This is a genomic window from Ureibacillus endophyticus, from assembly GCF_024159215.1.
Lineage (GTDB): Bacteria > Bacillota > Bacilli > Bacillales_A > Planococcaceae > Ureibacillus > Ureibacillus endophyticus.
The window spans coordinates 119,268-130,000 of record NZ_JAMYWW010000001.1; the positions used below are offsets into that span (position 1 = coordinate 119,268).

Here is a 10,733-nt window from a genome sequence, read left to right on the forward strand (position 1 = left end):
GTGAGGAGGCTGGGGATGAATCGAATATTTCGATACACCATATTTTATTTATTAATCTTTCTAGTAATAATAGGTATTTTCGGTACATTTAATGGAGGTAACGCACCTTCAGAAGAATTGACTTATCATGAGTTTTTAGAAGCATTAGAAGCTGGAAAAGTTGAATATGCAAATATTCAGCCGGATGCACAAGTCTATGTGGTAGAAGGTGCATTAGCGGGATATGAACAAGGTCAAACTTTCCTAGTTAATATTCCTCGTGACAATCCGGCTTTAATGGAAAAGATTACGAATGCTGTTAACGGTAATCCGGACATTAAATTTCTAAAAGCACCTGAAACGAGTGGTTGGGTACAGTTCTTTACAGGGATTATACCATTCATCATTATTATCATTTTATTCTTCTTCCTATTGAGTCAATCTCAGGGTGGAGGCAATAAAGTGATGAACTTCGGTAAAAGTAAGGCGAAGTTATACGACTCTGAAAAGAAAAAAGTTCGTTTCGTAGACGTAGCCGGTGCCGACGAAGAAAAGCAAGAACTTGTAGAAGTAGTTGACTTCTTAAAAGATCATCGTAAATTTACAGAAATGGGTGCACGTATTCCTAAAGGTATTTTACTAGTAGGGCCTCCGGGGACAGGTAAAACATTACTTGCACGAGCTGTTGCTGGTGAAGCAGGAGTACCATTCTTCTCAATCTCTGGTTCTGACTTCGTAGAGATGTTCGTAGGGGTTGGGGCAAGCCGCGTACGTGATTTATTTGAAAACGCGAAGAAAAATGCACCATGTATTATCTTTATTGATGAAATTGATGCGGTTGGTCGTCAACGTGGAGCAGGTCTTGGTGGGGGCCACGATGAACGTGAGCAAACACTAAACCAATTACTTGTTGAAATGGATGGTTTCGGCGTAAATGAAGGTATTATCATTATCGCTGCAACAAACCGCCCAGATATTTTAGACCCAGCATTACTTCGTCCAGGACGTTTCGACCGTCAAATTACGGTTGGTCGCCCAGATGTAAAAGGCCGTGAAGCAATCTTAAAAGTACACGCACGTAATAAACCATTACGTGATGATGTGGACTTAAAAGCAATTGCTCAACGTACACCAGGTTTCTCCGGGGCTGATCTTGAAAACTTACTTAATGAGGCGGCTTTAGTAGCTACTCGTCGTAATAAACGAAAAATTGACATGACGGATATTGATGAAGCAACAGACCGAGTAATTGCAGGTCCAGCTAAATCAAGTCGTGTAATTTCAGAAAAAGAACGTAAAATTGTTGCTTTCCACGAAGCCGGTCACGTAGTTGTAGGATTAACGTTAGACCAAGCTGAAAAAGTGCACAAAGTTACAATCGTGCCACGTGGTCAAGCTGGTGGTTATGCAGTAATGCTTCCAAAAGAAGACCGTTACTTTATGACAAAACCAGAATTATTAGACAAAATTGCAGGACTTCTTGGTGGTCGTGTTGCAGAAGATATCACATTTGGTGAAGTATCAACTGGGGCACACAACGACTTCCAACGTGCTACAGGAATTGCACGCTCAATGGTTACAGAATACGGGATGAGCGATAAGTTAGGACCGATGCAATTTGGTTCAAGCCAAGGAGGTAATGTATTCCTTGGACGTGACTTTAACTCGGAACAAAACTATTCTGATTCAATTGCATACGAAATTGATAAAGAAATGCAATCAATTATCGTAGAACAATATGAGCGAACAAAACAAATTCTTACTGAAAAACGTGATTTATTAACTTTAATTGCAGAAACATTACTTGAAGTAGAAACTTTAGATGCTCAACAAATTGAGCACTTAAGAGATCATGGTAAACTTCCAGATCGTGTAGACTATTCAAAAGTAGATGATGAGCGTATCGTTATTGAGTCTACAAATGAGACTGCAAAAAAGAATGAATCAGAGGATGTTGTTGTTGAAATTTCTGGCTCTACAAGTCTAGAAAATCAAATCGTTGGTCAAACTCCTGACCCAACAACAAACGACCTACCAAAAGAAAACCGTACACCTGAAAATCGTGACGGTATTCAAGAAGACCGAAATAAATAGATATTATTTTGCTGAATGAGTATGCTAATGCCATCTCATTCAGTTTTTTTATTTATTCGCCTAAAGTAATTTATGGTGAAGTTATAATTCAGAAAACATAGATTAATCTGAAATGAAACTTGATTAAGACGAACCAATTAAGTAGCAGAGTTGAAAGTACTTCTGAATTCTAGTTGCGTTAAACGTTTAGCTTAATAAACATTGTCGAAATGCGATTGTTTAAAGGAAAGTTTTGCAGTAGACGGGGTTATAATTCAGAAAACATAGATAAATCATTCGACGCACAATTTTGAAATTTTGTTCTGATGAATCAACGAGTTGGAAGCGTTAGACATACTACTGTATTATAATTCCGTTAATATGGTATTATTTTTTACAAATGGTTTTTGAAATGGGTGTGAATAAATGATCCTTGTCCTTAATGTTGGTAATTCTAATATTACAATTGGTATTTATAAAAAAGAGAAACTGGCCTTTAACTTTAGTATCGAAACAAATAGACGTAAAACAGATGATGAATATGCGATGCAATTCAAAATGTTGTTCTCCCATGTAGGAATCTGTTTTGAAGATATTAAGGGCATTATTATCTCATCTGTAGTTCCACCTATTATGTATGTATTAGAAGAAATGTGCCGAAAATACTTTCATGTCAAACCGCTTATAGTCGGACCGGGAGTGAAAAACGGTTTAAATATAAAATATGACAATCCTAGAGAAGTAGGTGCAGATCGCATAGTAAATGCGGTTGCAGCTGTAGATGAATATGGTGGAAGACCGTTGATTGTAATCGATTTTGGTACAGCTAATACGTATTGCTATCTTAATGCAAAAGGGGATTATTTAGGAGGCGCAATTGCTCCGGGGATTACCATTTCAACAGAGGCACTTTTTTCAAGAACGGCAAAATTGCCACGTATTGAAATTAACCGTCCTACAACCATCATTGGGAAAAATACCATTTCTGCAATGCAAGCAGGTGTCGTTTATGGTTTTGTAGGTCAAGTGGAAGGCATTGTTAGTCGGATGAAACAAACTTCTAATGAAGATGCTGTTGTTATTGCAACTGGAAACTTAGCACATTTAATTGCTAACGAAACAAAAATGATAGATATAGTTGATCCGTTGCTCACTTTAAAAGGGTTATATATCATTTTTAAAAGAAATCAATAAAGAAATGAGGATAAACAACATGAGAGATTACTTAGTAAGAGGTTTAGGGTTTAATGGTAATGTTCGTGCATTTGCTGCACGCACTACGAACACGGTGGGAGAAGCTCAACGACGCCATAATACATGGCCAACTGCAACTGCAGCATTAGGTCGTTCTATGACGGCGAGTGTAATGATGGGTGCCATGTTAAAAGGTGAAGATAAAATAACAGTAAAAATTGAAGGAAATGGTCCAATTGGTCCAATGTTAATTGATGCGAATGCAAAGGGTGAGGTTCGAGGCTATGTAACAAACCCACAAGTACATTTTGATTTAAACTCAGTAGGAAAATTAGATGTACGCCGAGCAGTTGGAACAGAGGGTACGATCACAGTAGTAAAAGATTTAGGTATGCGTGACATGTTCTCAGGTCAAACACCAATTGTTTCCGGGGAAATTGCAGAAGATTTCACTTATTATTTTGCAGTTTCAGAACAAGTTCCATCATCTGTTGGTTTAGGTGTTTTAGTAAATCCAGATAATACAGTATTAGCTGCAGGTGGATTTATTCTTCAATTGATGCCAGGTTGTGATGAAGAGACAATTACAGAAATCGAACAACACCTTTCTACAATTGAACCTGTTTCTAAAATGATTGAAAAGGGATTAACTCCTGAACAAATACTAGAAGTAGTACTAGGGAAAGAAAATGTTCAAATTTTAGATTCAATGGATGTGGAATTTAAATGTCAATGTTCTAAAGAGCGTTTTGGTGCAGCGATTATTAGTTTAGGGGCTCAAGAAATTCAAGAAATGATTGATGAAGATGGACAAGCAGAGGCACAATGTCATTTTTGCTTAGAAAAATATCATTTCGACAAGCAAGAGCTCGAAGGTTTTATTGATGAAATCAAACAATAAATATCAAACACAATCGCACACAAAAACGCCTCTTTCTCAGAGAAGATTAAAAACAAAGCCTGTTTTAACTTTATTAGCGATTCTTTTTGCAGGAAACATATTTTGGTTTGTCTTATGGTTATGGCCAAATGATAAAGATAACGGTGGCGATGAAATAGTCGCTACCGTTGATGATCAAAAGATTACGAAACAGCAGTGGATGGCTGAAATGGAAACCCGTTATGGGAAAGAAACGCTCCAAAGCTTAGTTAATGAATCAGTTATGGAAAAGGCTGCGGAAGAATACAAAATTAAAGTTTCAGATGAAGAGGTTGATTTAGAAATAGCCTTAATTCGTACTGCTCAAGATACAACCGATACGACAACTCAACAATTAACAGAAAAGCAACTACGGCAAAAAGTGCGCTCACAACTAATTTTAGAGAAAGTGTTGACTAAAGATATCATCATAGATCCCGAGGAAATCGTTAAATACTATGAGGAAAATCAATCTCTTTATAATATTCCTACTACATATAAAACAAGCATTATCATTGTCGAGTCAAAGGAAGATGCAAATAGTGTACTGAAGGAACTTAAAGACGGCTCTGATTTTTCTGTTTTAGCTAGGGAACGTTCCCTTGATACAACTTCTGCAAGTCTCGGTGGAGGTATCGGCTATATAACAACTGAACAAGAAAATATAGATAAAAGCATTCAAAGCGCCGTACAAAAATTAAAAGAGAACGAGATTAGTGATGCATTTGTCATGAATGATGGACGTTATGGAATAGTAAAAGTTGAAGAAATTAACGAAGGAAAATCCTTTACCTATGAAGATGTGAAAGGGCACATCCAACGTGCATTATCAATGGAACAATTACCTGCGTCAATTACTCCAGAAGCCTTTTGGAAAGAATTTAATGCGAGTTGGTTCTATGGTGAAGCATCTTAGGATTTACCCAGTAAAATTTTCTTAATATTTTGTTCATATGCATTGACTCAAGGCACAAATGTTGGTAATATACTAAATAGGTAAAACCTATAAATTTAGTAGGTATTTAAGAGAGGATGATAAAAAATGAGTAAATTAGTAAACTCAGTAACTGAATTAGTTGGCCGTACTCCAATCGTAAAACTTAATCATGCAACTTCTGAAAATGAAGGTACAGTTTGGGTGAAAGTAGAATTCTTCAACCCAGGTAGCTCTGTAAAAGACCGTATTGCCCTTGCAATGATTGAAGCGGCAGAAAAAGAAGGAACATTAAAACCAGGTGGTACAATTATTGAGCCTACTTCTGGTAACACAGGTATTGGTTTAGCTATGATTGCTGCTGCTAAAGGCTACCGTGCAATTTTAGTAATGCCAGAAACAATGAGTATCGAACGTCGTAAATTACTTCGTGCTTATGGTGCAGAATTAGTATTAACACCTGGTCCAGAAGGTATGAAAGGTGCCATTGCAAAAGCTAAAAGTTTAGCAGAAGAAAATGGTTACTTCTTACCACAACAATTCGAAAACCAAGCAAACGCTGAAATTCACCGTAAAACAACTGGTCCTGAAATCGTTGAAGCATTTGAAAGTGCTGGTCTTAAATTAGATGGATTTGTTGCAGGTATCGGAACAGGTGGTACAATCACAGGTGCTGGTGAAGTTTTACGTGAAAAATTCCCTGAAATCGAAATCATCGCTGTAGAACCAAAAGATTCTCCAGTACTTTCTGGTGGTAACCCAGGTTCTCATAAAATCCAAGGTATTGGTGCAGGTTTCGTACCAGGCGTATTAAATACAGAAATCTATAACTCAGTATTTACAGTTGAAAATGAAACTGCTTTTGAAGTAGCTCGTAAAGTAGGTAAAGAAGAAGGGATTTTAGTAGGTATCTCTTCTGGAGCTGCAATCCACGCAGCAATCGAAACTGCAAAACGTCTTGGAAAAGGTTCTAACGTTTTAGCGATTGTTCCATCAAACGGTGAACGTTACCTATCTACTGCTTTATACAACTTCGAAGACTAATTTAAAAATTAATACATCGACATTACCGTATTGGTGATGTCGATTTTTTTTACGTCCAATTGGAGATGTTAAGTAGATTAATGCGCTTTCCTATTAAAATTGATATTCTATTTTTAACTACACATTTTCTAATAGGAAGGGGTTAACGAATGCTCTGTTGGTTTAATGGTAATTTTATAGATGAGAAGGAATTATTCATTTCACCTTTTGACCATGGATATTTACATGGAATCGGTTTTTATGAACGATTTCGTACATACAATGGTCAAGTGCTATTACTTGAAGAGCGTTTTAATCGATTGTGCAATGCATTAAATAATTTTCGAATACCTATGCCTTATACAATAAGAGATATTCAAAATGTAATAAAAGAATTGTGGCTAGCTGCTTCTAGAGAAGATAGTATATTTCGAGTGAATATTTCAGCTGGAGAGACAGATGATACTTTAGCACCTAAATATAAAAATCCCAATGTAATCATTTATAGAATACCTCTTATTGAAAGAACGCGTGGGTTAGAAAAGGATGCTATGTGGTTAAAGACAACTCGTAATTCCCCCGAACACTCGGTACGCTATATATCTCATAATTTTGGAAATAATATATTAGCAAGTTTTGAAGTGCAAAACCTTGAAACAACAGAAGGACTTTTACTTAATTCAAAGGGACATATTGCAGAAGGTATTACCTCTAATATTTTCTGGTCAAGAGATGATATACTTTATACACCTTCTCTTACAACAGGTATCATTCCGGGTATTACAAGACAATGGGTAATACATACTGCAAAACGATTAGGCTATCGTGTTATAGAGGATATCTTTTTCCAACATGAGCTACTACATGCTTACGAATGCTTTGTTACAAATTCAATTGAAGAGTTAGTCCCTATATCGAATATTGGTAGAACGAGATTTTTAGGTGAAGAAGGCCCTATTTATAAAAGGCTTCATCAAGCTTATATAGAGGAAATTATACAACTAATGAAAAGAGGCTAAGAGATGTTAACGAAGTACTCTACACCACTAGTCATTAACAATATTGAACTAGATTATAGAAAAGAAACAATAGTAATGGGGATTTTAAATGTAACGCCCGATTCTTTTTCGGACGGAGGAAAATTCAACTCTGTTAATGCAGCTGTTGCCCATGCGAAGGAAATGGTTGCAAATGGTGCAAAGATTATTGATATTGGCGGAGAATCTACTCGACCAGGTTATACACGTATTTCGGATGAAGAAGAGATTGATCGCGTTGTACCGGTGATTAAAGCTATTTTAAACGAAGTACCTGTTATCATTTCAATCGATACTTACAAGTCAGCTGTTGCCCGTGCAGCTATTGAAGCAGGTGCGCATATGATTAACGATATTTGGGGAGCAAAAGCAGATCCTGAAATTGCGAAGGTAGCTGCAGATTACAATGTACCTATTATCCTAATGCACAATCGAAATGATGAAGACTATACAAATTACTTTGAAAACTATATGCAAGATCTACAAGAAAGCATTCAAATTGTAAAGAATGCTGGAGTACCTGATCAGCACATTATTCTAGATCCAGGAATTGGTTTTGTGAAAAACTTAAAACAAAGTATTGAAACAATGCAGCGTTTAGATGAGCTAGTTGATATAGGTTATCCTGTATTACTTGCCACTTCTCGTAAACGCATGATTGGGACGATATTGAACTTACCATTAGATGAACGAGTAGAAGGAACTGCAGCAACATGCGCTTATGGTGTGATGAAGGGGTGCCATATCGTACGTGTTCATGACGTAAAAGAGGTTGCTCGAACAGTAAGAATGATTGATGCACTAATGGGCAAGTTTACAATTAATGAGGAACTACCTTCAAGACATTAAAAGGAGTACAACATGGACTATATACATTTAAGAGATATGCAATTTTTTGGTTATCATGGAGTTTTAAAGGAAGAGACTGTTCTCGGGCAAAGATTCCGTGCTTCTGTTTCGTTAGCGGTAGATATACAAAAAGCAGGACAAACGGATGACCTTCAAGATACCGTTAGTTATGTGGGTGTCTATGATATTTGCAAAGAAATTATAGAAGGAAAACCCTATAAATTAATAGAGGCCGTAGCTGAGTCCATTGCAACGCGTATATTATCAGATTACGAAGGACAAGTATTTGGTTGTCGTGTTGAAGTGATAAAGCCGGATCCACCGATTGCGGGTCATTATAAAGAAGTTGCAGTAGAAATAGTAAGAGGGCGTTTCCATGAATAAAATTTATTTATCACTTGGCACGAATATTGGAGACAGAGAGTACAATTTAAAACTAGCAGTAAAAATGCTTTATGAAATGGATGGTATCAGTGTAAAAAAAGTATCATCTATTTATGAAACGGCACCAGTAGGATATGTAGACCAACCTTCATTTTTAAATATTGTTGTCTTAGTTGAGAGCGACAAATCGGCATTTGAAATGTTAGAGATATGCCAAACTGTAGAAAATGATTTAGGGAGAGTTCGGGAAATTAGATGGGGTCCTAGAATTATAGACCTTGACATTTTGTTGTTTAATCAAGACAATATTGAAGCGGAGAATTTAATCGTTCCGCATGCAAGAATGTTTGAAAGAGCATTTGTCTTAGTTCCACTTTTAGAAATTGCTGATGAACCTTTAGAAGGGTTTTTAGCTCAAGCTCAAAAGGTATTAACACTTTTAGACATCGATCAAGAGGGTGTAAAGAAGTGGAAAGCTACTACAAGTGTAGAACAATTTATCTATTAAGAGAAATGTTGATATAGAATTCCTTTTGAAGGAGGAGAATACATGACTACAACGGAAAAGCCGTTTCAAATAGGTAATATCGTCATGGATAACCGTGTCGTATTAGCACCTATGGCTGGTGTATGTAACTCTGCATTCCGTCTAACTGTTAAAGAGTTCGGAGCAGGTTTAGTATATGCTGAAATGATTAGCGATAAAGGCTTAGTCATGCGTAACCAAAAAACGCTTGATATGCTGTATATCGATGAGCGAGAAAATCCACTTTCATTACAAATCTTTGGTGGAGATAAAGAAACGTTAGTTGAAGCTGCCAAATATGTAGATAAAAACACGAACGCAGATATTATTGACATCAACATGGGTTGCCCAGTAAACAAAATTATTAAATGTGAAGCGGGTGCAAAGTGGCTTCTAGACCCAAATAAAATTTATGAAATGGTTGCAGCAGTAGTAGATGCAGTAGATAAACCAGTTAGTGTAAAGATGCGTATCGGTTGGGATGAGGAACATATTTTTGCAGTAGAAAATGCTAAGGCTGCTGAACGTGCAGGAGCTTCTGCGATTGCGATGCATGGTCGCACACGGGTTCAAATGTACGAAGGTAAAGCAAATTGGGAAGTCTTAAAAGAGGTAAAGAAACATATCTCGATTCCGTTCATTGGAAATGGTGATGTTGAAACACCACAAGATGCAAAACGAATGATCGATGAAATAGGTGTTGATGCAGTAATGATTGGACGAGCTGCTTTAGGAAACCCATGGATGATCTATCGTACGGTTCAATATTTAGAAACAGGGGAATTAAAACCTGAGCCATCAGTACGTGAAAAAATGGATGTATGCTTACTCCACTTTGAACGATTAATGCAATTAAAGGGTGAAGGTGTTGCTGTTCGTGAAATGCGAAAACATGCATCTTGGTATTTAAAAGGGATTCGCGGAAACGGATTAGTTCGTAACGCTATCAACCAAGTTGAAACGGCAAAGGATTTACGTGCAATACTTAATAGTGTTGCAGACCAACTAGAAGAACAACAAGTTGAAGCAATTTAACAATACAAAAGGCATTCTTCAAACAACGAAGGATGCCTTTAATTTTTTTATCTTGAAGCTTCTTTTGTAGGTCCCATAACTCCTGGAACGGGTAATCCTGCTTGTCGTAACAATACTTGCATTTGTGCGCGGTGATGTGTTTGATGGTCAACCATCATTCGTAATACAGCACCAATCGGAGTTTCATTACCCAGCATATTCACTTTATTTACTAAAGTTTCATCTTTAAAATTTTCTTCAACCACTTTACGAACGTTTTTTTTCATAGTTTGATAAGTAGATTTAATTTCTTCAATAGTTGTTGGGATGTTCTTTGGATTTAAATCCATATTTAATGAAAGCCCTGTTTGTCCAAGGAAAAACACAGGTGCAGTCGTTAAATGCCAACTTAGCCATTCCAGTGTACTATGGTCCTCAACTATTGCTTGGTGTTTCTTTTCATCAGAAATTGCTTCAATAATCGATAATGTTCCAGAACTATTATGTTCCCACTCATGTATGAAATCTTCTACTTTACGGTACATAATCTACCTCTCCTCTCTTCTACCAATATGGAAATGGTAGCATATTTTTAGTACAAAGTAGGCATAATTGATTCAGGTTTAAGATTTTCAGAATTATAAAACTTTTACAAAACAGTTGAATTTCAAACGAAACAGATGAAGAGATGGCGAAAATTGTGTACAATGGGTACATTATGGACAAAAATTGAGCTACATACTCGGAAAATTTAAGGAGTGAAAATCGTGTCAAACATTGAAGAATTAAACGACCAACTTT

At 36.6% G+C, this 10,733-nt stretch carries 12 protein-coding genes (1 of these 12 only partly in view); 11 read left to right on the forward strand and 1 reads right to left on the reverse strand.

What is annotated here, in order from left to right; translation table 11 throughout:
• Positions 1–15 precede the first annotated feature (15 nt).
• From ftsH to dusB, 10 genes are all read left to right on the forward strand, one after another.
• Positions 16–2,073: an ATP-dependent zinc metalloprotease FtsH gene (gene ftsH, locus NKR20_RS00570; RefSeq protein ID WP_253422768.1), complete on the forward strand. Its 2,058-nt coding sequence runs from the start codon at positions 16–18 to the stop codon at positions 2,071–2,073.
• 405 nt (positions 2,074–2,478) lie between these two features.
• Positions 2,479–3,246 (forward strand): type III pantothenate kinase, encoded by a 768-nt coding sequence (locus tag NKR20_RS00575; RefSeq protein WP_121215327.1) that lies wholly within the window; start codon positions 2,479–2,481, stop codon positions 3,244–3,246.
• A gap of 19 nt (positions 3,247–3,265) precedes the next feature.
• The gene (gene hslO, locus NKR20_RS00580; RefSeq protein WP_121215326.1) at positions 3,266–4,147 is read left to right on the forward strand and encodes an Hsp33 family molecular chaperone HslO; all 882 of its coding nucleotides are present in this window, start codon (positions 3,266–3,268) and stop codon (positions 4,145–4,147) included.
• Positions 4,131–5,081, forward strand: a complete 951-nt coding sequence (locus tag NKR20_RS00585) for a peptidyl-prolyl cis-trans isomerase (protein WP_121215325.1) — start codon at positions 4,131–4,133, stop codon at positions 5,079–5,081. The genes hslO and NKR20_RS00585 overlap by 17 nt, the downstream gene beginning before the upstream one ends.
• Before the next feature lie 126 nt (positions 5,082–5,207).
• Positions 5,208–6,143: a cysteine synthase A gene (gene cysK, locus NKR20_RS00590; RefSeq protein ID WP_121215324.1), complete on the forward strand. Its 936-nt coding sequence runs from the start codon at positions 5,208–5,210 to the stop codon at positions 6,141–6,143.
• Positions 6,144–6,292: 149 nt separating this feature from the next.
• Complete coding sequence (locus NKR20_RS00595) at positions 6,293–7,141, forward strand: aminotransferase class IV (RefSeq protein ID WP_253422771.1); 849 nt, start codon at positions 6,293–6,295, stop codon at positions 7,139–7,141.
• A 3-nt stretch (positions 7,142–7,144) separates the two neighbouring features.
• A complete protein-coding gene (folP, locus tag NKR20_RS00600) occupies positions 7,145–8,008 on the forward strand; it encodes a dihydropteroate synthase (RefSeq protein WP_253422774.1) in 864 nt (287 codons plus the stop codon).
• A gap of 12 nt (positions 8,009–8,020) precedes the next feature.
• The gene (gene folB, locus NKR20_RS00605; RefSeq protein WP_121215321.1) at positions 8,021–8,392 is read left to right on the forward strand and encodes a dihydroneopterin aldolase; all 372 of its coding nucleotides are present in this window, start codon (positions 8,021–8,023) and stop codon (positions 8,390–8,392) included.
• Positions 8,385–8,900: a 2-amino-4-hydroxy-6-hydroxymethyldihydropteridine diphosphokinase gene (folK, locus tag NKR20_RS00610; protein WP_253422777.1), complete on the forward strand. Its 516-nt coding sequence runs from the start codon at positions 8,385–8,387 to the stop codon at positions 8,898–8,900. The genes folB and folK overlap by 8 nt, the downstream gene beginning before the upstream one ends.
• 42 nt (positions 8,901–8,942) lie before the next feature.
• A complete protein-coding gene (dusB, locus tag NKR20_RS00615; protein ID WP_253422780.1) occupies positions 8,943–9,953 on the forward strand; it encodes a tRNA dihydrouridine synthase DusB in 1,011 nt (336 codons plus the stop codon).
• Between the two features lie 47 nt (positions 9,954–10,000).
• On the opposite strand, the gene NKR20_RS00620 is transcribed toward dusB, so the two are convergent.
• A complete protein-coding gene (locus NKR20_RS00620; protein ID WP_253422783.1) occupies positions 10,001–10,477 on the reverse strand; it encodes a DinB family protein in 477 nt (158 codons plus the stop codon).
• 213 nt (positions 10,478–10,690) lie between these two features.
• Between NKR20_RS00620 and lysS the strand changes: the two genes are divergently transcribed.
• Positions 10,691–10,733, forward strand: partial view of a lysine--tRNA ligase gene (gene lysS / locus NKR20_RS00625; RefSeq protein WP_341942662.1) — the 5' portion only. 1,457 nt of this gene lie beyond the right edge of the window; only the first 43 of its 1,500 coding nucleotides appear in the window; it begins with the start codon at positions 10,691–10,693; its stop codon lies beyond the right edge, outside the window.